Origin of the sequence: Bacteroides sp. 2_2_4, from assembly GCF_000157055.1 — a bacterium.
Classification (GTDB): Bacteria; Bacteroidota; Bacteroidia; order Bacteroidales; family Bacteroidaceae; genus Bacteroides; species Bacteroides ovatus.
Genome location: NZ_EQ973366.1, coordinates 106,155 through 131,962, shown reverse-complemented (window position 1 = coordinate 131,962; position 25,808 = coordinate 106,155). Strand labels below are relative to the sequence as shown.

Genomic DNA, 25,808 nt, shown 5'->3' with positions numbered 1-25,808 from the left:
GTTCAACCGTATAGACAACAATGGCAAGACCATTTCGGACAAAAACGATATGTACCGCAACGAGCAGGTATGCAAGAAGCTGAAAGCCAAACACGGGCTTTATTTCGCTGGTGGGAAAGAACAGGTAAAGCAGCACCGCTTGAAAGAGCCGGACAAATCGAAATACGAGATTTACAACGCTGTAAAGAATGAAATCGGGAAGTCCAAGAACTGGCGGCAGTTACAGGAGCGGTTAGCGGAAAAGGGTATTACTATCCGGTTCAAGTATAAGGGGCAGACAAGCGAGATACAGGGCATATCCTTTTCCAAAGGCGAATACACGTTCAAGGGTTCGGAGATAGACCGTAATTTCAGTTTCTCCAAACTGGATAAGTGTTTTGGGGATGTAGGGCAGACGACAGCCGGAAGCAATAAGCAGACGGTTACCGCACCTGTTCAGAAATCAGTATCAGCACCCGACAAAACGGATAATTCTTTTATTGCAGGTTTAGGCGGTCTGTTCTCCGGTTTGTCAGCCCCGGCTGATGAAATGCCCGATGAGTCCTTTTTGAGAAAGAAGAAGAAAAAGAAAAAACAACTTAAACTGTAAATACATGGAGGAAAATTTGATTTTAGAGGGGCTTCTCTCAATGGTTACTGAACTGAAAGAGAAGCAGGAAGCACAGGTAACGCCATCCAGTCGGGAGGAAACTCTCGAAAGGCTGAACGCAATCGAACAGGCATTGTCGGAACTGCACAGTAAGCCGGCTGTTCCCGAAAAGGATTTGCAGGCTATCCAAAGCTAGCTTGACGAGATAAGGAACAGGATGCAAGGTCAGCAGAAACATATCGAGGACACCAAGAAAATAGTATTGGAAACCTATCGTTGTTTCAAGGTAATGCTTGAGACTTTTGGCTCTTGCAAGACGGATAAAGAGGAAGCTACGCCCTTACCGCTCTATCAACGGATTTACAACAAGGTCGCTTCTTGGATTCGTCCGGGATTGTTTCTTTTTTCGGCAGTGCTGATTCTCTGTTCCGCTTCTATATTCTTGAATGTCCGTTTGGTAGAACGTATGCAGCAGTTGCAGGACAACGATATGAAATACCGCTATTTGCTGATGCAAGGACAGGCAGACGGGGAAACTTTTGATATGCTGGAAAACAAGTTCAAGTGGCAACGGGATAACGGCTTTATCCGAAGTCTGACCGATTCAGTGATGGATTTTGAATACCGCATCCAAAAGCAGGCGGAAGCACTGGAACGTGCAAGGCTGTTGAACGAGCAAGCCGAACAGTTAAAGAAAGAAGCCGATAAGCTGGGTAAGCCATAAACGGGGAAAGCCGGAACGGATGAAGCACATTCACCGTTTCGGCTTTTCAGATTCATTTCTTTTTCTTCGTACAGTGTTCTTTCTCGAACTGGCGTAGCGTGGTGACGCTGAACCTTTCCTTGATGAACTCCCGGACATCGGAAGCCTTGTAATACACTTTTCCGCTGATAGTGAAGTATGGCAGCGCACCGATAGCCCGGTAACGTTGCAGGGTTTTGATGCTTACTTTGAACAGCAGGCACAAGTCTTGATTATCCAATAGGTTGTCATCTTCGGGCAGTACCCTGTCTGCATTGCGTAGTACCCGTACATCTTTGCAGAGTTCTTCCAGTTTGGCATACAGCTTCTGCATCCATTCACCAAATTCGTCATTCTCTATATACATAATTGCTTCATGTTTCAGATTATACATTCTTATTTGTCAATCGATTGATGAAGCAAAGTTCTAAAAACGGATGCAAAGAAATTACAGGGAAACTAATGGAATCCCCTATAAATAAATCATAAGTTGCTGATTACCTATATCCTTTCTTATCATGTTCCTTTTTGATTAGGTCTGCCAGTCCATTAAGAAATTCAGTGAGTTTGCCCGGCTTCCGTTTTATCACGTCCTCATGTTTTTGGTAATAGTCGCCTATTTTGATATTGAACAACCATTCAAAGCCTTTGGATAAATCCACCAATTATCCCAAGCGGGTCTAACCATCGGAAATGAAAGGATAGTAAAGTGATGTAATATCACTGATTTACAGTCTATTAGGAATGAAAGCCGATTTTGGATAGGTTCGTTATTCTTTCCTAAATTAGCGGATTGTTTACCCACTTTTGTCTCGTTTTTGTCCCTCGTTGTATTATCTTTGTATCGCAAACTAAATGCTTGATAATCAGCGATAAAAGAATATGTTAACATCAGAAAAGAAAGGAAATAAAATGGGACGAAAGAAGAAAGAAATCCGTTTGAAGGAGCCTGTGCGCATCCGAGAAAAGAAGATAGCAGGTGGCAACATCAGCCTCTATCTTGACATTTATCAGAATGGATTGCGCAAGAAAGAGACTTTGAAACTCTATCTTGTGCCAGAAATCAACGCTGCTACCAAGTTGCAAAACGCCAATACAAGAAAGTTGGCAGAGCAAATCAAGGCGCAGCGCATTCTTGACATCCAGAGAGAGGGTCTTGTGGATTGGGACAAGGTGAAGAAGTCACGCATGACACTTACCAAGTGGATGGATGACTTTGTGAAGTACAATGCCGAGTTGTCTGAGTCTTCCATGAAGACCAAGCGCAACACTCATGCTCGCATTGACCAATACCTATTATATATAGGCAAGCCAGAGTTTCTGTTGAAAGACGTGGATAAGGAGTTTTGCAAAGGCTTCATTACTTTTTTGAAGACTTGCACCTACAATGATGGAAAGAAACAACTCAGCACCACCACTTGCCGTATGTTCGTCAACTATTTCGGCTCATCATTGGCAAAGGCAATAAGGGACGGACTGATTGAACAAAATCCATTCTTGCTGTTGGAGGCAAAGGAGAAGCCACAGAAGCGAGTGGCTGAGCGTGAGTTTCTGACGATAGAGGAAATAAAGAAGGTGATGAACACTCCATGCCGTTATGAACTGGTGAAGAAAGCCTTTCTATTCTCCTGTTTCACAGGTCTGCGATATAGCGACATGAAAACCTTGAACTGGAGTGAAATCCATAAGGCTGCTGACGGCAAGACGGAATACATTGACCATATCCAAGTCAAGACCAAGGACAGAGTAACCATCCCCTTGTCGGAAGAAACAAAGAAGTGGATGCCTAAAAGAGAAGAAGGCATAGACAACATCTTCCACAACTTGACAATCACATCTACAACAGTGGAAGTGGTGCTGAAAGAATGGATGGAGGTAGCAGGAATATCCAAGCATATAACCTACCATTGCTCACGACATACGGCGGCTACGATGTTCCTGACCCTTGGTGCAAGTATCTATGTAGTAAGCAAGATACTCGGACACAAGAGCATCAAGATGACGGAGATTTACGCCAAGATTGTTGACAAGAAGAAGCTGGAAACCGTGAACCTCGTGAACGGAATGTTTGACCAAATACCTGTAATACAATGAAGATAGAAATCAAGGAACGTAAGCTGACGGAAGGCAAAAGAACCTTGTATCTGGAATACTACGAGAGTGGCTACCGTAAGAGAGAAAACTTGCACCTCTATCTCTTGCCCGATCATGCCGTTGGTGCTGCAAAGCACAATCGGCTTACATACAACAAGGCTATGGAGATACGAGCAGAGCGCATCCTCACCCCTCCTATATTGGAGAAAGAGAATGCCAAAAGCGAAGAACAAGGCAACGGCTTGACTTGGCTACAATGGTGCGATGACTATATCAAATGGTCTGTTGATTGTGGCAACTGCAAGAAGATGATAGGTCATAAGAATGTTGTCCGCAAGCGTATTGCTACTTATTTACGGAGAGTAGATAAGAAAGACATCCTGCTGAAAGATGTCAGTAAAGATGAAATTTGCGGTCTTTTTGACTATATGCGCAACAAGTATCGCAACAAACGCCAAATCAAGACCAACGGAGGACGGTTGGCTGATTACACATTACTGTTGTTTGAGGAAACAGTCAAAGCGATATTTAACAAGGCTATGCGTGAAGGACTTGTAAAATTCAATCCTGTACACAGTCTAAACAAGTTGGAACGCTTCCATGCTCCAGACAAACACAGAGAGTATCTTACGCCCGAAGAACTCACACGTTTCCTGGCGGTGGAAGCTGAATGTGAGAATGAACGAACCGTACAACTGGCATTTGGTTTGTCATCCATGACTGCCCTTCGCCTTGGCGATATGCAGCATCTAAGGTGGTGTGATATAAAAACGATAGATGGCGTGCCGACAATCAGCATCATACAGCGAAAGACAAAGCGTCCTGCCATTATTCCGCTCAATGAAATGGCGCAATCGTTGTTGCCACCTCGGACGGATGACAATCCGGAAAGTCTTGTATTTCACCTTGTCAAGAAGTCAGACAACGTATCGAAATACGTAAGAAGGCTTAAAGAAAAGGCTGGTATAGAAAAGGATTTGACCTACCATTGCTCACGGCATACGACAGCATCGTTGGCTATCTCAGCAGGAGCAGATATATCTGCAGTGAAGGATGTTTTGGGACATGGAAGCATAACTTCAACCGAAGTTTATGCAAAAGTGGCTCTTGAAAAGAAGATAGAGGCGGTCAATCTGTTTAATGGCGTGTTTGATTAAGACATATAGCAGAGTGCGAACAATGGGGAAGTCTTACTTCTTCCCTTTTGTTGGTAAATTGCCGTCAGGCTGTATTCAAAAAACGCTTGTGTTCAAATAAATCTGCGAGACTTATCTGGACACAGGCTTTTTCATGTTCAATTTAATCTTTGATAAAAATGACAACAGGAATAATATACGCTCGTGTCTCCAGTATTGGTGACAGGCAGAGCACGGAAAGACAGGTCAAGGACTTGTCGGAGTATGCAAAGTATAAAGATATCGAAGTCCGTAAAGTCTTTGAGGAGCATATCTCTGGCGCGAGGAAGAATGAGGAGCGTCCAGTGTTGTGTGAGGCAATAGCTTTTTGCAAGGAAAAACGCATAGGCATTCTTCTTGTCAGCGAGCTGTCAAGGTTAGGTCGCAATGCGTTTGAGGTTCTTGCCTCTGTCAAGGAACTCATTGACTGTGGCATCAACCTCTATATACAAAAGGAGCAGCTTACTTTATTGGACGATGATGGACATCCGTCCCTCTTCGCCCCAATAATGATAGCCACGCTTTCTACCTGTGCGCAATTGGAACGTGAAAATATCTCGTTCCGTTTGCAATCAGGCAGAAAGCGGTATATAGAGAAAGACGGAAAACTTGGTCGCAAGGTCGGCTCGGTAAAGACAGTAGAGCAGATGAAAACGGAATATAGGGAAGTAATAAATCTGCTCCGCAAAGGATATTCCATAAGGGATGTGGCAAAGTTGAGTGGCAAGGGTATAAGTACGGTTCAAAGAGTGAAGAAACTGTTTACATGAAGTGTACTATGCAGTAGTGACTCACTTACAACCAAATATTTTATGCTAAAAAAGTGAAAAATCTTTGGCAATTTCAGCCAAATTGAATAAATTTGCATTTAAATTAAAATGTTTTACGCTATGGCAAATCTAAACAGGCTAAAAGTAGTGCTTGCAGAACAGCAGTGACTATCACTAGAAAGGCTTGACAGATTTGAGTACGATTAACTAATTCGTTTTACACTCTTAATATAGGTTCACTAATCAACTTTACACTTAATGTTGAGTGAACTAAATCGGTTTACATTTAGCCTTCATTGAACTGAATGGCTTTACAGTAATTTAGACTTAGGACCAAGAACGCCTATCTCCGATATGAACGCAAATTTAATAGCTTAGCCTTGAAACTATAAATAGTTCAAGAAAAAAATATATCTTTGCAGTCATAAGCCGAAGAGGAAACGTGCTCTGCTGAGGAGCAACCCGCCAGCAATAGGCTTAGCACTACACTGAAAGTAGATTCAGACGAGGTTGCTTTATAGGTGATCTCGTCATTTTATTTTCAGGAAGTGCATATGGCTAAGAAAACCTATTCCATAGGACTGGGCAGTTTTGCCTCCCAGGGATTTCTCCAACATCTTTTTTGAGGACCTTCCTGCAAATGTGCAACCTCTGGCGTTTGCATGCCTATACTTCTATGGGGTCGTTCCGTATTGTAAAACAGGATAGTGTAGCAGTAAAATATCTAAATATTTATGGCATAAAGATTTGGGGTAAACAAAAAGATCTAACTTTGTACTCCGAGAATGGGAGTGAGTGTGCTTTCAACAGATAGTCAAAATAGCGGTCATAAACCAGTCTGTTTGCTGCTACATTTCTGCTACACAGACTATCAGTACAAAAGGTAAATATTTAGATAACAGCGATAAGGAAATACCGTGGATTAGTCCTAGCTGGTCCACGCTACGTACTCTGGACAAGAGTAAAACAAGAAAAGATTGAATCAGACAAGAGGTTGTACGGCTGCTCGTTGTGGAGCACATACAGATATTGTATCTCTTTGAACAAACAAGAAAAGGCATCCGTATGACGCGTATTCGTCTCAAAAGAGAAAGAGAGACGCTTGATGCGGCCGGTTTTGCTTGGTCTAACCCGATGTATGAGGCAAGGGCTTTGCTATAAATACCAAGAAATAGGTATTGCGGGATCAAATAACTTCAATTAAATTTGCGCAAAATTTAACAAATGATTTAAAATCGACTTATCTGCTTGATGGCAAACAATATTTGGGTGCCATCGTTGAGGCTTGGAGTTCTCAGTGATGAGAAAGCATCATAGGTCTAATAAATTTACTATGCATTATATAAGAAGAATGCTGCTTCTGCTTCTCGCACTGACACCCTTAGGCGTGTGTGCCCAGACGCAACAAAGCACAAAAACAGAGAGAAGAAGTGCGATGACCGATTCGGTGTACAGGTTGACAGAGGTGGTGGTGCGATCCAATCAGATGTTGGGTAGCAAGTTTGAGGTCCGCAACCGTACGGGGGCGGCTTATTATATCTCTCCGGAGGAACTAGGAAAGTTTGGTTATACCGACATCAACCGTATGCTCAAGAGCGTGCCGGGAGTGAACGTGTATGAAGAAGACGGTTTCGGATTGCGGCCGAACATCAGCCTGCGTGGTACGAAAGCCGAGCGAAGCGAGCGTATCTCACTCATGGAGGACGGAGTGTTGGCTGCTCCGGCGCCTTATGCCGCTCCCGCGGCCTATTATTTCCCCAATGCCGGGCGCATGTATGCCATCGAGGTGCTGAAGGGGAGCAGTCAGGTGCAATACGGTCCGTTTACCACCGGTGGCGCTATTAATATGGTGTCGACGCCCATTCCCTCGAGATTCACCGCCAAGTTGAACACCTCTTACGGCAGCTACAACACGCTCAAGTCGTATGCAAGCATAGGCAACCGCTTTAAATATACGGGCTTTCTGGTGGAATATCTGCGCTATCAGTCGGATGGTTTCCGCAAGGATGAGCCGAACGAGCGCACGGGATTCAAGCGCAACGACCTGATAACAAAGTTCTCGGCACAGACCAATAGGGATGAAGGACTCAACCATTTGTTCGAACTGAAGTTTGGGTTTGCGAATGAGACTTCTGACGAGACTTATCTGGGATTATCGGAAAGCGATTTCGCCATGCGTCCCTACTTCCGCTATGCTGGTGCGCAGAAAGATAATTTAAAGACCCGTCATACCCAATGGGTGGCTACCTATCTGATAAAGGCTGGCAGCAAATTTAAGATAACCACAAACTTATATTATAACTATTTCTTCCGCAACTGGTATAAACTGAACGAGGTGAGGGCAGGCATTACCAAGGCCGAACGCCGTTCGATCGATGCCGTGCTGGCTGATCCGGAGACCAATCGAGACTATTTCAATATTGTTACGGGCAAGAAAGACTACATCGGCGAGGCGCTGATGCTGCGCGCCAATCATCGTGTGTACCGCTCGCGAGGCATACAGTCGAAGGGTGAGTATCGTATGATGCTGGGCGGTGGCTATCTCACCGCGGAGCTGGGCGTGCGCTATCATGCCGACAGTGAGGACCGATTCCAGCAAGACGATGCTTATGCGATACAAGGCGGGCGTATGAGTCTTTTCTTGGCGGGACAGCCGGGCGACAATGCCAACCGCATTACCACGGCTCATGCCTGGTCGGGCTATTGGCTGGGAAAATGGTCGAAAGGCATTCTCACGCTCACAGTCGGTATGCGCTATGAGGATGTGGAACTGCTGAATCGCAATTATACCAAGGCCGATCCGCGTCGTACGGGCAAGGTGCGCATTGAGACACCCAACCACGCACATGCTTTGTTGCCGGGATTAGGATTCAATGTGAAGGTACTGTCTGTCCTTTCGGCTTTCGGAGGAATTCACAAGGGGTTCGCACCGCCCAGCGCCGTGCTCAACCAAAAACCTGAAAGCAGTGTGAATGTGGAAGCCGGACTGCGCCTGACGACGCAAAAGATGAAGTTCGAGGCCATCGTCTTTAACAATAACTATTCCAATATGCTGGGAAGCGACTTGGCCGCACAGGGCGGACAAGGCACGCTCGACCAGTTCAATGTAGGTAAGGCTATGGTAAACGGCTTGGAACTAATGTTCCATTATCTGCCGCTACCCAGGCATTTCGCCGTCCAGCTGCCCATTCAGCTTTCCTACACATACACCAATACCGAGATGAAGAACGATTTCATAAGTTCGGCTTGGGGAAATGTGGTTTATGGTGACGAGATACCTTATATATATAAGCACGCTTTCAATGCTCAGATAGGCATCGAGCATAAATGGGTGGAAGCAAACTTCGGAGCACGCTATAATGGTGATATGCGCACCACGCCGGGGCATGGAAAGATTGCCGAGCGTGAGAAGATTCCCGCCCATCTGATTTTGGACGCTTCGCTAAAAGGGCATATCAATAAGAATATCACCATCACACTGAATGCCATCAACTTGGCCAATAAGAAATATTTGGTATCACGCCATCCCGCCGGATTGAGGGCCGGCCATCCTTTTGGCATCTACGGGGGCGTCCAGCTGCATCTGTAAAGCAAAGGCAGATTATAGTCAATAAAGCAAGTAGAATCATCATTGTAAAAAAAGAATGTATAGACTTATAAACATAAAGAAAGCATTGACAACCGTCTTGTTGTTGTTCACGCTTCTCACCGCGGTGGCGCAAACAGCCGGAACCGTTACGGGAACGGTGAGGAACGAGCAGGGCGAAACACTCATCGGAGTGCATGTGCAGGTGTTGGGAACCAAGGCAAAGGCCGTGTCTGATGTAAACGGAAACTTCACCATCAAGGCTGTGCCGGGACAGACATTACAGGTAAGTTACATCGGCATGCTCACACAACGGGTGAAAGTCGGTGGGCAGCCATTGAATATCGTGCTGAAAGACGACAGTCGGCAAATAGACGAAGTCGTGGTAACAGGCTATCAGAACATCCGTAACCGGGTATACACCGGCGCTGCCACATCGGTAAAGATGGATGACATCAAGCTTGAGGGTGTCGCCGATGTATCACGAATGCTCGAAGGACGCGTGCCCGGCCTGTCGATACAGAACATATCGGGTACATTCGGATCGGCGCCTCGTATCAATATCCGGGGTGGCGCCTCTATCATCGGCAATGTGCAGCCGCTGTGGGTTATCGACGGTGCGGTGTATGAAGACCTTGTACACCTCAGTCTCGACCAACTGGCATCGGGCGATGCCGTGACACTCATCAGCTCGGCCGTATCGGGACTTAACCCGGCCGACATACAGGACATACAGGTGTTGAAAGATGCTTCGGCCACATCGGTGTACGGTGCTCGGGCTTTGAACGGCGTGATTGTGATTACCACCAAGTCGGGTAGGAGGGAATCTCCCCTGCGGGTAACTTACTCCACGGAGAATACCGTGCGCCTGAAACCTCGTTATAGCGAATTCGACTTGCTCAATTCGCAGGAAACGATGTCGCTCTATCAGGAGATGAACGACAAGGGCTATTTCGGTATCAGCAATTCACTTTACGGAAGACGCAGCGGAATCTATTATCAATTATACAAGGGAGTGAGTACCGTCAATCCGGCAACGGGCACCTATTACCTACCCAATACGCCCGAGGCAAGGATGGATTTCCTGCGCAAACACGAATATGCCAACACCGACTGGTTTGATCTTCTCTTTACGATGAAGCCCATCACTAATCATGTGATAACGCTTTCGGGCGGTGGCAAGAACACGGCTACCTATGCGTCGATAGGTTTCTATCACGATGCGGGATGGACCGTTACCGACAAGGTGCGCCGACTTACGACCAATGTGAAGAATACCTTTTATATAAACGATAAGCTCACGGCTATGCTCACGGCACAGGGTAACATCCGTTCGCAGAAGGCGCCGGGCACGATGCCGCAGCGCAAGAACAATACGCTTGGAGTATTTGAGCGCGATTTCGACATCAATCCATTCACGTATGCTCTCGGAACAAGTCGCACTCTGCGCCCCTATAATGAAGACGGGAGTCTTGAGTACTACCGCAATAACTGGGCGCCATTCAACATCTTCAACGAATATGCCAATAACAAGATGAACATAGATGTGCTGGATTTCAAGATACAGGGTGAAGCTACTTATAGGCTGAACGACGACATCGCTATCAAAACCCTGCTGTCTACGCGACAAGCATATACCAGTACGACCCACGAAGTACATGAAGCCTCGAATATAGTACAGGCTTTCAGAGCCAATGAAAATCCGTTTGTCGCTCAGCAGAACATCTATCTGGTGCACGATAAAGACAATCCGCAGCTCCAACCCAAGGTCGGGCTGACCCATGGAGGTATACTAAACAAGACGGAAGCCTCGCTGAAAAGCGTCTTGGCTCGCATCGCCCTTGATTTCGATAAGCGTATGGGCGAGCATGATTTAAAGGCTTTTGCCTTTACCGAGGTACGATCGGCTGTGCGCACGGTCAATCCTTTCCAAGGTTATGGCATTCAGTACGACAGGGGAAATCAAGTCTACACCAATCCATTGATATTCAGCAAACTGATAGGCGAGGGTAACGATTATTTCAATCTGCACAAGAGAAACGACCGGGGGGTTACTTTCTCGTTTAATGGAACCTACGGCTATGCGGGTAAATATGTCTTCAATATGGTGTTCAACAGCGAAGGCTCCAATACTTCTGGCAAAGGAGCGCGTGCGTTGTGGTTGCCCACATGGAATGTGGGAGCCAAATGGAACATCGACCAGGAGGCCTTTATGAAAGACAATAAGACGATTTCCAGACTGGCTTTGCGCGTCAGTTACGGCCTCACGGCCAAAATGAACGAAGAGGCCATCAATGCTAATTCCATTTACAAAAGCGGCATTGTGAATCGCCATAACTTCAACGATAGGGAGAATAAATTCAATATCCTGCATTTGGAAAACAGAGACCTGACATGGGAAAAAATGTATGAGCTGAATATCGGTGCGGAACTGGGACTGTTCAATAACCGCATCAGCACGACATTGGATGTGTATCAGCGTAACACTTTCGACCTGATAGACCTTGTGCGCACCTCTGGCGTGGGCGGTCAATATTATAAATATGCCAACTTCGGCGACATGCGCACGCGAGGCGTAGAGTTGGGGCTACATACCAAAAATATCGTAACGGACGGCTTCAGTTGGAGTACTAGCCTCACATTGAGTGCAATGGATCAAAAGATTACGCGCCTGCAGAACACGCCGAATGCTTTTGATATGGTGGCGGGAAGAGGTCGTGGAAACATCGTGGGCTATCCGAGAGGTTCGCTCTTCTCGTTTAATTTCCAAGGTCTGAACAACAACGGACTGCCCACATTCGACTTCGGGCTTTATCCATCCAGCCAAGGAGAATACTCAAATATTGCTGGAGCTGACTTCCTCGATACGCAGTATGCCAAGTCATATCTGCTGTATCACGGACCGATAGAGCCGCAAGTGATAGGTGGCTTGTCCAACACATTTAAATATAAAGATTGGGAATTCTCGTTCTTCATAACGATGCAGGCAGGCAATAAGATTCGTCTGAACCCTACATTCGACCCCGAGTTCGGCGACTTGAATGTCTTCTCCAAATCTTATTACAACCGTTGGCTCAATCCGGGCGATGAGTTCAAGACCGATGTTCCCGCGCTTCCTTCTCAGGAACTGATTGCAAAAGTAGGTAAGGAGAATATCGAGCGTGCCTATAACACATATAATTACTCGCAGCAGATGGTGGCCGACGGAAGTTTTGTGCGGATGAAGAATATCTCGTTGGGATATAACATGCCTGATAAATTTCTGAAAAAGGTGAGGCTGCACGCAGCAAACCTACGCCTGAATATCACCAATCCGTTCCTGATCTATTCAGATAAGAAGCTCAAAGGACAGGATCCGGAGTATTATAAGTCGGGTGGGGTGTCGCTTCCTACGCCTAAACAGTATACTGTAACATTGAACATAGGTTTTTAACAAGAAGAAATATGAAAAGAAATATATCATTGTTGCTATTTGCGACAGCAGCTTGGCTATTCGTCGGCTGTAACAACTTCCTGGATAAAAGTCCCGATTCAGAACTGAATGTTGATATTGACTCCGAGGAAAAGATTGCGGAACTGCTTACAGGAGCTTATCCCGAGGCAAGCTATATCCCCTTTCTGGAGCCTCGCACCGATAATGTGGAAGAGCGTGTCAACGGTGTACATTCGCGGCTGAATGAGTCCATGTTCTTTTGGGAGGACTACGATCAGGAAGACCTCGATACGCCTTTGAACTATTGGAATGCCTGCTATAAGGGCATCGCACAGGCCAATAAGGCTTTGGAACTACTGAGTCGCTATCCCAAGAGCGAACGTGTAAAGGCCTTGTATGGAGAGGCCTTCCTGTTGCGAGCTTACCTGCACTTTATGTTGGTCAACATCTGGTCGGAACCTTATGGGGGAAAAACGACCAATCCGGGCATTCCTTATATTACGAAACCTGAGAAAAATGCTTTGGTAGACTATCAGCGAGGTACGGTGAACGAAGTCTATGCCCAAATCGAAAAGGATTTGAAATTGGGCATATCCTTAGTTTCAGACATCTATTATAAGCATCCTAAGTTTCATTTCAATAAGAAAGCAGCCTATGCCTTTGCCTCTCGCTTCTACCTGATGAAGGGAGAATGGGAAGAGGTCATTGCATATGCGGACTATGTTCTTGGCGGAGATCCCAAGACACAGCTCCGCCCTTGGCGGCAATATGCCGACGTATTCGAGTTCAACCACAGAAGTCTCTATCGCAGATATGCCGCTGCGAGCGAGCCGGCGAACTTGTTGCTGACCACTACAGAGTCGCGTCTGGCACGTACTACGCCCAGCGAGAAATATGGTTCCACATTCAATACGGTAGACAAGATTTTTGCTCAAAAGGGCATTGAGGGCGGGGGAGATTATGCAAAGATGAACTTCATAGGTACCTATATCTTCACTTCGTCAACCGCTCCTGTTACTACCGGTCGCTATTTGGCCAAGTTCGACGAGCTTTCTACCTCCGAAAGCATCGGCACAAAGCCCCGTGGACTTTATGTAACGAATGTGCTCTTCACCGTCGACGAGGTGCTCTTAAACCGGATGGAAGCCTATGCCATGTTGAAGAATTACAGCCATGCCATCGACGATTTACTGCAATATATGCAGGGAAAGTTCGGGTTTATGCCCTCCGTAGACCGTGCCGTGTATACATCTACAAACAGCGACAATTATAATATCTATACTCCTTTCTACGGGTTGACACTAAAACAGCTGGCCATGGTGAAACTCTTCCTTGATTTCCGGCAGAAAGAATTCTATCAGGAGGGTCTGCGCTGGTTCGACATACGGCGTTTCCATTTGGCCGTAAAACGCTCGTCGAAGAGTTCCTACTACTTCCCGCTGGAAAAAGAAGACCCCAGAAAAGTGCTCCAGATACCAACCGAAGCCATTCAAAGAGGTCTTGCCGCCAATCCGCGCGAGCGCCAGGAACCAATCCGATAAATCCTATCAACATCCAAACAGATAAAGTAAGACAATGAAAATAAAGATAAGAAAGACAACTCTTCTGCTCCTCACGGCACTCACTCTCACAGGATGCGACGAAGAGAAACTGAGCGACAGAAGCGTGATTGACGACGGTAAGCAGCAGATAGAAACCACGCAGCTGGATAATTGGATACTCGACAATATCACCAAACCCTACGGCATTGAGGTAATCTATCGCTGGGAAAAGAATACCGGCTCTACGGGTACATTCATTTATCCACCCAAATTAGAGAATGTGCGTGCGATACTCGAGGCTGTGAGAGAATTAGGTTTAGAGACCTATCGACTGAAAGAAGTGGGAGGAGCAGACTTCCTGCTCGGTCGTCTGCCCATCAAGCTGTATCTCTATGGCGGTGGAAATCCCGATGAGAACGGGGTGGAGCGCCTCAATAATCCGCAGCTCACGGCAGCGGAGATGTGCCTGTACAATGTGAACGACTTCAATCCGGGCGATGCCGACAAGATGTTCGTACTCATGCGCAGCGTACACCATCAACTGGCCAAGCGTCTTATGCAGCTCATCGCTTACGACCGTGATAAATTTTTCACCATCAGCGGGCATCGTTATACGGGTTCTACCGAGTTGATAGCAGCCCAGTTGGGCTATGCCTCTACTGGAAAAGAGAAGTTCGGACTGGATGCTTATGCCAATAAGCGAGGATTCTATACAATGCTCTCGTTCCTTTCGGCTGAAGACGACTTTGCTGAAATCATCAGCGCCACGCTCACCAGTACGCCTAAAGAGGTGTATGACGCTACCGTTACGGCAAAGACGCCTGATACGGATGTCGACCCGGAAGTGAATGCGCGTTATGCCAAAGAGGCAGAACAGGCTTATAAGGAATTTACGGAAAAACAAGCCTTCGTCAATGAATATGTGCAGAAAAGCTGGCATATCAATCTCAAGCAGATGCAAGTGATCAGTGTTCGCAGAATCAATGCCTATATAAAACAACATTAAGAAAAAATGAATAACAGATATATGAAATACTGTCTTGTATTGGCGGCCTTGTTGTTGGCAGCTTGTTCTTCCAAGGACGATGTGTTCGATAAATCTCCTTCGCAACGCAGCAGCGAGAGTATTACAGCCTTGAAAGCCGAACTTGTGAATGCGCCTTATGGCTGGCGGGTACTCTATTTTCCCAAAACCGACTCGCTGTTGTTCTCCAATCCGTCGGAACTGATCTCTCAACATGGATTCAGGGGGCACTACGGTTATGGCGGCGACTGCTTCACGATGAAGTTTGCGGCTGACAATACCGTAGAGATGTGGGCAGATTTCACCGACCAAACAGCGGCTGAGGCCGTGAAGAGCGAATACCTTATCGGCCGAAACAGCTTCACCCAATTGAGTTTCTCTACATATAACTATATACACAGACTCGTGAACGACCGCTTTGCCGGAGCTTCAGATTTCCTTTATATGGGCAAGAATGAGGATGGAGACTTGGTGTTTCGCACGGCTACTTACCTGCAGCCGGCACGCGAATACATAGTCTTCACCAAGCTGAGAAGCGCAGAGGAGACAACAGGCTTCGTGCGGAAAGCTTATGATAATCGCACATTCTTTGAGCAGATGGTCAATCCGCAGCTCCTTATACATAGGGGCGGACGCACCTATTTCCGGAGCGACATCTACATCAAGCGCAATGTGGAGACCAATCAGGCTTTGCTCAAGGAAATCAAGGAAAAGAAATACTATCTCTTCCTTTTCACCCAAAAGAAGAATCCCATCCCGGGCTACCCTGCCAAAGAGATGACCGGCCTTGGCTCTGGATATGCCGGGACAGAGCACGGCATAACATTCAGAGCTGGTCTGCGCTACGACAGTAAGACCATGTTTTTCGACTTTCAGCGTAAGGGCAACCGATTTGTGGCTGAACTGGTATCGGTCTACGACCCGTTGCTGCGTAGCATCCGTTTAGTGAGCAAGCACCTGCATCCCGAAGGAGAGTTCACAGGACTCGAAGCGGAAATATGGGACGAGCCCGTAGAATGACAAGTGAGAACATAAAAAAAATACATCATAGAAACAAGGACAACAGACAATGAAGATAAACTTGACAAAATACACTTTGATAGGCCTGACCCTGCTCACGCTGGGTTGTTCGAGAAGCAGTGAAGATTATGCCGATGAGGACTATGAGAAGCTGTTCCCATTTCCCGGTATTGAAAAGCCGAAGGTCTCCTATGAAGACCAAATCGTGCAATTGGGCGATCCCGACGCACCAGTTTCGGACTATGTATATCCAGGAGTGGACATTACCGAGAATGTGAGGGAATATAAAGTAACGCTTACTTGCTCGTTCAATGAAGTGGATATTCTGGGGCAACTTGTAGGCGAGGACGATATCTCTTCCCGCTATACGATTCATTACATCGCTCCCGACAAGCAGTTGCGTATCGTATCAAGCAATAATGGCGACGAGACGGCACATCTGTTTCTGACCAACGGTAAGGAGCAAACCATCACATTCGCGGCCAAATCGGGTTACCCGATGTATCTCTGTGTCAACGGAGTGGGGCCGCGTGGATCGTCTGTAAAAGCTACCATCTCTGCCATATCCGAAGACGGGTTCACTATTGTGAAGCCGCTGAGCGTGAACGAGCATCAGAACGAAGAAGGCCTTGACAAAATCAAGGCTCCGTTCTGTGGCTACATCATTCTTCCTTAATATAATATTAGAAATATGAAAAAGAACATTGCAATTTACATCATGTTGCTCTTGGCTCCATTGACATTCCTTTCGTGCGATCAATGGGGGGGTGAGACCGTGGAGTCTGCTTATCGCGAACCGCAGATCCCTGATCCGACCTATCAATTCAAACGCAATGGTAGCAGCAGTATAGACTATCTGGAATGCGGCCTTCTGCGCGATCCGCTTGACTATATTTACAACAGTTATCTCAAAATCGCTTCGATAATGTATCAGGCCAATATGGACAAGGTACAGGACTATTTCTGCAATGGAGAGTTCGGCTTGAAGCCCAAGGAAGAGCTGGCGTCGTCTCCTCTGCACAAGGCCGACAGGGCACGCATACTGAAAGATGTGGAAGACATCTTTCAGACAACGGGCGTGTTGAGTGGACTGTCTAAGCCGAGTCCCGGAACTTATCGCAACCGCAAGGCAAAACCCGGACAAGGCGGATATGTGGGCACGAATATCGGTGATGTCAACATTGCCTTCGCCAACGAGAAAGGAGTGATAGTGGCAGAGTTGTTCAATGGCATCGTATGGGGGGGGGGCTATTTGGATAAGATCCTCAATACGCATCTCAACGACAGTCTATACAACGACACCCGACTACGCCGTGAACATGAAAGCACAACACTACTCCCGGGACGGAACTATACGGAACTTGAACACCACTGGGACCTTGCCTATGGCTATTATCAGTATTGGCTGCCCTTCATACAGACAAGCGGCCTGTCTGTGTTGCGCGAAAGCCGAATTAAGATCTACAATGCCTTTGCAATCGGCCGTCAGGCGCTCACCGAGTTTCGCTATGAGGAAGTGCAAGCTCAGTTGCTGCTTATTAGGGACGAATTGTCGAAAGTGGCTGCCGTGCGGGCTATGAGCCTGCTGGTCGGCGAGATAACCCTTGTCAACTTAGATGAAGACATCAACAATGCCTTGGTGTTTCTTTCCAAGGGCTGCGGTGCCGTTTACGGACTGCAATTCACCTTGCAGGCCTCGGGTAATCCCTACCTTTCCTACGAAGAAGCAACACATTTCATCGCACAGCTCACGGCCGGCAGCGGATTGTGGGACAAACAGCGGCTGCTTGGCTCGGAATCGACCGAAGGATCTCTCAAGAATGTGGCGGCGGCCATCGGTAAATGCTATGGGCTGACACTCGACGATATTAAACATTCCAATTAGCAAACTTCACACAGAATGATACATAGAATCTATTTCATTTTATTATTATTGTCGCTTTCGTTTACGGCGAAGGCACAGTTGGGGAAAGAACTAATTCCCAATGGCGGATTTGAAGAATACGCCAAAGTTACGCCTCCTCCATCAGGAGAAGACGACGAAGAGGATGAGGAGGAAGAACCTCCCGGCTATTTTGATCCTTATCAAAAACCGCTTTATTGGTCTTTCAACTCGTCGTTGTTCTATACGAGAATCAAGGATGCGCACAGCGGTGTATTCGCCGTGAAAGTATATCCCAATGGGGGCTCGTTCTTCTCGCGCGACGAGAATTTCAACCCTTATCACATCGCGATTGAGGCTGGCGGAGAATACCGCCTTACCTATTGGTATAAGGGTAATGTCAAGAATCCCAATATCACGGTAACGGTAGACTGGTATAAGGGCACGACATCCATAAAGAAAGAGACGCGCGACAAAGAAAAAGCAACGGATTTCTCGGATCAGTGGCAACAGAAGACATTTACATTCAAGGCTCCTGCTGGAGTAGACAAGGCTGGAGTGGGCCTCTATATTGAAAACGATTACAAGTCGGCAGAATCCGGCGGTTGCATTCTTATCGACGACATCTCATTCGTGCAGACCAAAGAGGGGAAACCCTCAGCGGCGCTCGAAGCGCCTTCCAATGTCGTGGTCAGACCGCAGCAGCGAGAAATGGAGCTGTCGTGGAATGCCATTGCCGAAGAAAATGTAAGCTATCAAATCATAATGAATGGAGAAAAAGTGGCTACTACAGAAGGGACATCCTATATCGTCGAGCGACTCGAACCGGGCAAATCCTATCAGTTCAGCGTGTGTTCTGTCAAGGGGTCGGATATATCGGCTCCTTCTGCTCCGCTCACGCAACAGACCCAACGGATGAATACGGGCATTGACAAGGAAGATCGCGTTCCTTATTTGTACACAGTGCGTGAGGTCGGAACCTGTCCCCGCACACTGCGGCTGTTCTATCACGATTTGGCCGATCCCGACGCCAAAATCATATACAGGGTAGACGGAATGCCTGTGACGCCTGTTAATGGTAGCATTATCTTCACGGGCAAGGGGCAGCATATCCTGCAAATCGAAATCACAGAGACGCCTGAACGCAAATGGGATATAGAATACAAATTGAATGTGGATTAGAAAAACGATGAAACAAATACTTTTTTATTTGCTGCTATGTTGCGGCATCGTGTTTGCTGCATGCGACAGCGACAACGTACAGGAAAAGAAGGACATCCGCTTGGGAACTGACAACATCACCGAGGTTTCGCTCAATAAGCTGTCTACCCGAACCATTATTCTCAGCGGGGGAACTGGAAAATATATGGCCAATGTTGCCGACTCGAAAGTCGCGGAGGTCAAGATCAGCAAAGATACCTTGCGCATCAGTGGGATATGGGAGGGACGAACCTATGCCACCATCATTTCTGGCGACTTCAAAAAGCGTGTGGAAATCAACGTGGTGGTTCCTGAACTCAGTATCAGCCAGTCGGAAATAAGACTTTATCCTCGTGATGAAAGTAAGTTCGTGAGCTTGAACGGTGGGGGAGACATCGTCGACTTGAAGATAGAAGACTCGGACAAAGTAATCAATGCGAAGTGGAACGCAAAGACCAACATCTTGGAAATTCAAGCCTATTACGAGGGTGAGGCGATGATACGGGTCATCTCGCAAGACAAGAAAGAGAAGACTCTGAAAGTCGTTGTGCGCTGCGATGGTACGGCCGGTCGCGTGGGCATCTATGGCACCACTTCGCACAGTCTTTACGAGCAGATGAACACGGTGATGGCCGTGCGGCGTCCCGGTGTGGGAGTGTGGCTCTGCAACGGTGCGCACCCATATTCTTCCCGGAAGGTTTTGAAGATAACACCTGCTGTTGTCAATCCCGTGGCTGGAACACATATTGATGTCTCGTTCTCGATGCTTTATCCTGATGAGTTCGCAAGTAGCGGATTGAAAGAGGGCAATTGTAAATTATACGTAGAAGAGGTGAGGGAAAAAGATGTTGTGCTTCGTGGTCGGGGTTTCAAGATTGTCATACCTTACGAGAAGAAATAAGACAATATTTCCATATCTTTACCAATTCTTCGCTAGGAAAAAAAGGTATATACGAATCCGATTTATTAATCAAATAAAAAAAGAACTATGCAAATCTTTACATTCAGAAAAGGCCTGACGGTAATAGCGTTATCTTTGCTTTGCTGTGTGGCTTATGCACAGAAAACGGTGATATTGGAAACTCCCGGAAAACTTTCCGAGAAAATATCCGGGGCAGAAAAGTATACCACAACCTCTCTGGTAATATCTGGTCCTATTAACGGAGCTGATATTTTATTTCTCAGGGAGATGGCCGGCAGAAACCAAGAAGGGGGCAAGACGGAGGGAACGCTGCAGTGTCCAAATAGAAGTGCAACGATTTTCGGGGTAAAACTATGAAAAACACTGCGGGGGAAGCCTAAGTGGCGGGGGCGCAAAGCCCCCAAGAACGTCTGACAGCAATACAAACAAAAAAAGGAGACCGAAGTCTCCCAAAGATTAATTATTCTTGTATTGCTATGTACAATCAATTAACCTCAGAACAAAGGTACGAAATATACCTGGGAATAAAAAGGAAGTGGAGCATAAGTAGAATATCTCGCGAAATCGAGGTGTCCGCGTCCACTGTGCTTCGAGAGATCAGACGCAACAGCAACACCAACGGCGAATACGTGTGGCGCACAGCCCAACGCAAGGCGGAAGCGCGCAAGCACGGGCTGGAGGGCAATCACCGCAAGCCGGCGGAATTATGGTGGCGTATCGAGCAAATGATAGAGGAAGAGGACTGGTCACCATCGCAGATTGCCGGCGTCTTGCGCAAGGAGGGTATTCATATCGCAATACAGACCATCTACAACCACGTGCATGCAGACGCCAGCGGACGTCTTGCGAAACATATGCCGCATGAGCTTAAGTATACCAAGAGAGTCAAGGCGACACGCCCCACCAAGGCCACAAACATAGCCAATCGCACAAGCATCCACGACCGTCCCAAGGAGGCGGACGGCACACGCTTCGGCGATTGGGAGATGGATACCATCGTGGATTCTTACGGCCACGCCATTGTCACGCTTACGGAACGTTCAACCAACTTCATTCTGATGGAGAGACTGAAGTGCGGACGCAAGGCTGTGCCTACGGTGAAAGTCGTGGCTAGGCTGCTTTTCCCGTATAGGGAGTTCGTTCACACGATAACCACAGACAACGGATGCGAATTGGTTTTGAATGATTGAGTCCTTTGGCTTAGTTATGAGGTCTCTCAAATCCACCCTTTCTAGTGCGGAGATCCTTATTAAGGTAGCCACCTCGGTGATTGAATACGGACTTTTGTAGTCAGCCTTGATTTTGGCGATTATCAGATATGCAATAATAGCAACCCACAAATGAGTACGTACTGCATTCTCTGAATATCCCCACAAGTTCTTCACTACGATATTCTGCTTTATCCACTTGAAGAAAACCTCAATATCCCATCTATGACGGTATAGATTGGTGACCTCAATGGCACTGATCTCAAAATTGTTGGTAATAAATTCCACATCATTGCCTGTTACCGAGTCATGGTAAGTAACCATCCGGATTGGTTCTGGGTAGAGTTTCTTCGACTTATGGGTAGTCAGCTTTATGATAAAATCGCCACAGATTCCTGTACTTGGATCAAAGTCAAGACGATGGTTAACGACCTCGTATCTCATATTATCTTTGGGACGACTTATCCAATATGCACCGGCTTTATGAAAGCGAAACAAAGCAATGAAATCAACATATGCTTTGTCCATCATATAGAACGCAAATGCCTCAGGCACAATCTCATCCAGTTCATTGCTGTCATGCCATTTCCCATCTGTAATATGGATATTTGCAGGAATGCTTCCACGAAGATCCAGCAGTGTGTGCATTTTGACTGCGCCTTTGCTATACTTGCCCAATGCCCATGCAGCCAGAACAATGCTTGTTGAGATAGTTGTGGAGTCAAGCGCATAGAGGACATTGTCTATTGTTATCTCAGTAACCTTTGTGTTTGAATACATTGGTCGGACGATACTGATTAAATACATGCCAAGTCCTTCGTAGATGCGATAGTCTCTTTTCTCATTAGCACGACATAAATTGGATTGATTGACAGACTTGCGAATTCCCAAGTGGTATATGCTACTTCCATGAGCCTCTAGGCACAGACAAATATCACGGATGGATACGCAACCAGTAATCTGACCAAATAGCAGGTGAAGCAACTGGCTATAGCAGGATAAATCTTTTGCATGCCAGTCACCTTTGTACTTCTTCACCAACTTGTCAAATTGGTATCGAGGTATGAAGTCGATGACTTGAGCAAAGATATATTTGCCGATGTTCATAATCTTGCAGTTTTGGCTGCAAAATTACTCAATCAATTTCAAATCAAAAAACAAAGAACGCTTGTAAATAATTAAATATCAAATATATAACTATAGTTAAGCGAATAATATCGCATCACTAGTAAGCATTAAACAAGAAGATATATACCTATACTACAAATTTAAGCCACGGACTTATGCAACTGTGCCGTTTATCCGCATTCATTCCGTCATCGCTATGCTAAGAATTTCTTGGAAAAATTCAATGACATAGCATTACTTGCTGACCTCATGGGGCATAAAAGCATCGAAACCACTCGCATATATCTGCGAAGAAGTAGTCTAGAACAACAAGAGATTGTTGATAAGGTAATTACTTGGTAATGTCGTTCGGGCAAACAACAGGTCGCCAGTTCTTTACACGGTGATGGAACTGACGACTTACTGTCGCTTTCACTTGCATTTCAAAACGATCCACACGACTATTGTTGAAATAGTAAAGATGAAGCATGGCAAGAAAATCCATAGCAAAGTCTTCATCCAAATGTTAGATAGCCATACGCCCTCATTCTGTGCCATTTTGTTTGCCATATTATAGAAATGACTGGAGAGTATTTTCTTAGTTTCATTTCTGTGTTCTTCCAATAATTGCGTTCCACCAACAACAATCTGCTTTTGGAGCTCAGAAAGTTTGTTCAAATCATCAGAGGAGAGTTTAGCCTTGAAGGTGAAGGCATGGAATTTTTCAAAAGTTTCAAAGAGATGTTGAACAGCAGCATTTGCATCGTCCACAACCTCATTGAAAGCGGTAGTGGCTTCGTTCAAAGAATCCTTGGCTGCAGAGATACTGTTATTTGCTGCATCAAGTTTTACTCCAGCCTCCTTGTATGCTTGCAGTTGTCGGTCGAACCTATCTGAAGCCTTATCGGTTTCGATATTCTTGTCAATCGTGTCCTTAAAAGAACCAAAATCCATATCTGAGAGTTTACTTTTGCCTATTGCCATAATGAAAATTTTTATGGTTGTATTTTGTTATCTGTCATATCCCCGTTTCTTGCGTGGACTGCATAAGCGGTTAGCCATCATAGCACAACGATGCGCCCACGAAAGTTCATCCTCGTCTTTGTCTCGTCCCCAACCAGAGGTTGCACCACCTCCGCCACCTCCAGACTGGGCAGCTATAGTTGTTGCAGCATCAATGTATTCAGCAAAGAGAAGAATTGCTGTCTTTTGCACGTCCTCAATCTTGGCAAAAACATTGTCTGCATCAAGGGCGATATTCTTGTCTATGACATCAAGACATGGTTGCGGAATATCCACAGGGTAATGATGGAACTCGTCTGTGGAGAAGTTGAAATGTCGCATCTTGGAAGTGTTGTCCATAGTGTGCATTGGCTTTGCCATTGACACAACATTTTTCGGTTGTCCATTTTCTGCACCCCTTAGCGAACCAACAATTGGCCTTTTCCATTCCTGCGGATGCAATTTTGCCCAAGTCTTTTCTATCTTTGACGGCATGAGACAACGCCCTTTGCCGAGTTCAGAAGACTTGTAAATGGAGTTTCCTCGCCTAATGGAATACCCACGCACTTGTCCTTTACTGTCGGATTGTAGTTTGACATCATATCCTATTTGCGTGAGGCATTTTGTGTATAGTCCCCAATCAAAGCGTGGCATCCTGGCTAAAACTGACAGGCAGTCCTGCGCTATCATGTCCTTGTTTCGTTGGCTCACCTCTTGTGCATCTTTCCAACCTCGTTGTTGTCCAGTCTTGGATGCTGCCATCATTGCTCTCTCATAGATGTAATGGGCATCGTTCACGTTGCCCTTTATGTCTATGCGGTTTGCATCAATGTGAAGGTGCATAATGCCACTCTTGCTGTCACGATGAAGTGCAACTACATATTGGCTGTCTTTGAGATTGGTTGCCTTTGCACTTTTGCGCTTCGACTTGGCGGAAAGGTCAACAGCATCGAACTCACGGATAAAGTCATCCGCCAACCTCTGCCAGTCCTCTATCGTCCACCCTTGTGTTTCATCCGAGGTTGGGGAAACTTCAATACGTATCATGTTACGTTTGAGCGGATGATAACGGTTCAACCTGTCCTCAAACTTCTTCTGCAAGGCAAGCATTCTTGCCCACATTGCCGTTGGGGAAATATCATCGGGCAAGAGATTGGTCTTTACAATCTCCGCCTTGTCCTTATCTACTGAGTAACGTATGGCATTTGTGCCATGACTTATTACCTTTGCTTTTGCTATCATAGATGTCGTATGTTCTATTGTGTTAAGTATTTCTCTATCTCAATCATGCGGTTCAAGATTACCTCTACACTTGTTCTCCATCGTTTCATGAAGATTTCGCTGCGGAGAATATTCTCACGTTCCGTAAGCGGACGACCTTTGAGGAAGCCGAACAATTTCTGTATATCGCCCCTGGCATCCGATAGGCTGTTCAAAGCCTCCATTTCTTTGTCAGTCAAGCGTTGTTTGGGATATTTGCCCTCCAACCGCTTGCGTGCTTATGCGCTTGTTGTCAGTCCGCAAAGAGCAGCATATTCCGCTATCTCCTTATGAAGCTGTGGCGTAAGCCTTACTATTAGGCGGCTCGTATATTTCGGTGCCTCCTTTTCTATATTCTTCTTATTCATACCAAGTATTGCTTCTATAAAAGTGTGCAACCCAATGCGAGCTTGCGAGCGTTCAAGAAGTCCATTGGCATACGGACAAACGAAGTGCGTTTGTATGACATTGGTATTTCTTGCATAGCACTGCTATCAGAGTTTACGCACATGCACGCTACGCACTGTGGCTGCACATGTTCACAGACTTATTGTATAACGGTTCTCAAATTACCCAAGTAACAGCAATTGTGGGGCATCCTCTGCTTCCATCTGTTCCTTGAAGAATTGCCTTCTGGCTTCTGCCTCCAGTTCCATGTCTGAAACGCTTGGCGGTGGAACATCTTCCTCCTTGCCATTATCGCCATTTCCAGAAGTTAGGGAAGAAAAGGAACTGTTGGCAAGTTGTGTAGGAGAAGTACCGCCATTTTTGATGGGTGGATCTTCCTTGTTAGGGAATGCGGTTGTGGAAGCAGAAGAAATTGACTTGTCATAGTTGCTTCTTTGGTTGATGGGAACATAGTGAGGATTGACACACTTCTTGCCATCAACAATCCATGCTGAAATGCAGAGCAAAGTGTGAACACTTCCCCGTCTTGTCTGTATAGAAGAAAGGATGCCCAATTTGTTCATGTGGTCAAGCATCTTGGAGACGGTCTTTCGGTCACACTTCCATAGTTTGGATAGAGCCACCTCAGATATGTTCACTTCCCACAATTCTGTTGTGGATTCCCCAACCTCATTTGAGGTTTCAATCTGTCGTGTCACAATCTGAATGAGTTGATAAAGGCATGAAAGGCGATTGATGCCAGCCGTGCCACCCATCAGATAGTTTACTTGTTCGTTACTCAGGATAATGCTGTTGAAAATATTACTGTTCATCGTTGTATGATATTAGTTGTGTAAATGTTTTGT

The 25,808-nt window shown here is 46.2% G+C and carries 21 protein-coding genes and 3 pseudogenes; 17 read left to right on the top strand and 7 right to left on the bottom strand.

Annotation, left to right across the window (positions count from 1 at the left end; translation table 11 throughout):
• Window positions 1-589, top strand: a 589-nt coding sequence (locus BSCG_RS05800) for a relaxase/mobilization nuclease domain-containing protein (RefSeq protein WP_032849703.1), incomplete at its 5' end; no start/stop codon positions are given.
• A 4-nt stretch (window positions 590-593) separates the two neighbouring features.
• Window positions 594-1,313, top strand: a pseudogene (locus BSCG_RS05805) (hypothetical protein).
• A 52-nt stretch (window positions 1,314-1,365) separates the two neighbouring features.
• Here the strand turns inward: BSCG_RS05805 and BSCG_RS05810 are convergent.
• Window positions 1,366-1,698, bottom strand: coding sequence for a helix-turn-helix domain-containing protein (locus tag BSCG_RS05810; protein ID WP_008776959.1), 333 nt, complete (start codon window positions 1,696-1,698; stop codon window positions 1,366-1,368).
• Window positions 1,699-2,213: 515 nt separating this feature from the next.
• On the opposite strand from BSCG_RS05810, the gene BSCG_RS05820 reads away from it, so the two are divergent.
• The 14 genes and pseudogenes from BSCG_RS05820 to BSCG_RS29035 all read left to right on the top strand — a co-directional run.
• The gene (locus BSCG_RS05820; protein WP_224262843.1) at window positions 2,214-3,425 is read left to right on the top strand and encodes a site-specific integrase; all 1,212 of its coding nucleotides are present in this window, start codon (window positions 2,214-2,216) and stop codon (window positions 3,423-3,425) included.
• Complete coding sequence (locus BSCG_RS05825; RefSeq protein WP_008776955.1) at window positions 3,422-4,582, top strand: tyrosine-type recombinase/integrase; 1,161 nt, start codon at window positions 3,422-3,424, stop codon at window positions 4,580-4,582. The genes BSCG_RS05820 and BSCG_RS05825 overlap by 4 nt, the downstream gene beginning before the upstream one ends.
• 158 nt (window positions 4,583-4,740) lie before the next feature.
• Window positions 4,741-5,370 (top strand): recombinase family protein, encoded by a 630-nt coding sequence (locus BSCG_RS05830; RefSeq protein ID WP_025867462.1) that lies wholly within the window; start codon window positions 4,741-4,743, stop codon window positions 5,368-5,370.
• Between the two features lie 1,333 nt (window positions 5,371-6,703).
• Window positions 6,704-8,959: a TonB-dependent receptor family protein gene (locus tag BSCG_RS05835; protein ID WP_032849702.1), complete on the top strand. Its 2,256-nt coding sequence runs from the start codon at window positions 6,704-6,706 to the stop codon at window positions 8,957-8,959.
• A 55-nt stretch (window positions 8,960-9,014) separates the two neighbouring features.
• Window positions 9,015-12,389, top strand: a complete 3,375-nt coding sequence (locus tag BSCG_RS05840) for a SusC/RagA family TonB-linked outer membrane protein (protein ID WP_008776952.1) — start codon at window positions 9,015-9,017, stop codon at window positions 12,387-12,389.
• Between the two features lie 11 nt (window positions 12,390-12,400).
• Window positions 12,401-13,930: a RagB/SusD family nutrient uptake outer membrane protein gene (locus tag BSCG_RS05845; protein WP_008776951.1), complete on the top strand. Its 1,530-nt coding sequence runs from the start codon at window positions 12,401-12,403 to the stop codon at window positions 13,928-13,930.
• 34 nt (window positions 13,931-13,964) lie between these two features.
• Entirely contained in the window at window positions 13,965-14,936 is a 972-nt protein-coding gene (locus BSCG_RS05850; protein ID WP_008776950.1) for a putative zinc-binding metallopeptidase, read from the top strand.
• A 6-nt stretch (window positions 14,937-14,942) separates the two neighbouring features.
• Entirely contained in the window at window positions 14,943-15,974 is a 1,032-nt protein-coding gene (locus tag BSCG_RS05855) for a DUF4302 domain-containing protein (RefSeq protein WP_008776949.1), read from the top strand.
• A 49-nt stretch (window positions 15,975-16,023) separates the two neighbouring features.
• Window positions 16,024-16,650 (top strand): hypothetical protein, encoded by a 627-nt coding sequence (locus BSCG_RS05860; protein ID WP_008776948.1) that lies wholly within the window; start codon window positions 16,024-16,026, stop codon window positions 16,648-16,650.
• A gap of 15 nt (window positions 16,651-16,665) precedes the next feature.
• A complete protein-coding gene (locus tag BSCG_RS05865; protein ID WP_008776947.1) occupies window positions 16,666-17,859 on the top strand; it encodes a DUF4856 domain-containing protein in 1,194 nt (397 codons plus the stop codon).
• Window positions 17,860-17,874: 15 nt separating this feature from the next.
• Window positions 17,875-19,038: a fibronectin type III domain-containing protein gene (locus tag BSCG_RS05870; protein ID WP_025867460.1), complete on the top strand. Its 1,164-nt coding sequence runs from the start codon at window positions 17,875-17,877 to the stop codon at window positions 19,036-19,038.
• Window positions 19,039-19,045: 7 nt separating this feature from the next.
• The gene (locus BSCG_RS05875; RefSeq protein WP_008776945.1) at window positions 19,046-19,957 is read left to right on the top strand and encodes a hypothetical protein; all 912 of its coding nucleotides are present in this window, start codon (window positions 19,046-19,048) and stop codon (window positions 19,955-19,957) included.
• 87 nt (window positions 19,958-20,044) lie between these two features.
• Window positions 20,045-20,335, top strand: coding sequence for a hypothetical protein (locus tag BSCG_RS30100; protein ID WP_008776944.1), 291 nt, complete (start codon window positions 20,045-20,047; stop codon window positions 20,333-20,335).
• A gap of 119 nt (window positions 20,336-20,454) precedes the next feature.
• A pseudogene (locus BSCG_RS29035) lies at window positions 20,455-21,093 on the top strand (IS30 family transposase); the annotation flags it as partial.
• Here BSCG_RS29035 and BSCG_RS05885 read toward each other — a convergent pair.
• Window positions 21,019-22,293, bottom strand: coding sequence for an IS4 family transposase (locus tag BSCG_RS05885; protein ID WP_008776942.1), 1,275 nt, complete (start codon window positions 22,291-22,293; stop codon window positions 21,019-21,021). The pseudogene BSCG_RS29035 and the gene BSCG_RS05885 overlap by 75 nt on opposite strands.
• A gap of 189 nt (window positions 22,294-22,482) precedes the next feature.
• On the opposite strand from BSCG_RS05885, the pseudogene BSCG_RS29030 reads away from it, so the two are divergent.
• Window positions 22,483-22,656: pseudogene (locus BSCG_RS29030) on the top strand (tyrosine-type recombinase/integrase); the annotation flags it as partial.
• Between the two features lie 69 nt (window positions 22,657-22,725).
• On the opposite strand, the gene BSCG_RS05890 reads toward BSCG_RS29030, so the two are convergent.
• The 5 genes from BSCG_RS05890 to BSCG_RS05900 all read right to left on the bottom strand — a co-directional run bounded on the left by BSCG_RS05890 (window position 22,726) and on the right by BSCG_RS05900 (window position 25,775).
• Window positions 22,726-23,277, bottom strand: coding sequence for a hypothetical protein (locus tag BSCG_RS05890; protein ID WP_008776940.1), 552 nt, complete (start codon window positions 23,275-23,277; stop codon window positions 22,726-22,728).
• Window positions 23,278-23,304: 27 nt separating this feature from the next.
• Window positions 23,305-24,537, bottom strand: coding sequence for a relaxase/mobilization nuclease domain-containing protein (locus BSCG_RS05895; RefSeq protein WP_008776939.1), 1,233 nt, complete (start codon window positions 24,535-24,537; stop codon window positions 23,305-23,307).
• A 14-nt stretch (window positions 24,538-24,551) separates the two neighbouring features.
• Entirely contained in the window at window positions 24,552-24,782 is a 231-nt protein-coding gene (locus BSCG_RS30595; protein WP_008776938.1) for a hypothetical protein, read from the bottom strand.
• 12 nt (window positions 24,783-24,794) lie between these two features.
• Window positions 24,795-24,923 (bottom strand): hypothetical protein, encoded by a 129-nt coding sequence (locus BSCG_RS30790; protein WP_256379267.1) that lies wholly within the window; start codon window positions 24,921-24,923, stop codon window positions 24,795-24,797.
• A 201-nt stretch (window positions 24,924-25,124) separates the two neighbouring features.
• A complete protein-coding gene (locus BSCG_RS05900; protein ID WP_008776937.1) occupies window positions 25,125-25,775 on the bottom strand; it encodes a hypothetical protein in 651 nt (216 codons plus the stop codon).
• Window positions 25,776-25,808 lie beyond the last annotated feature (33 nt).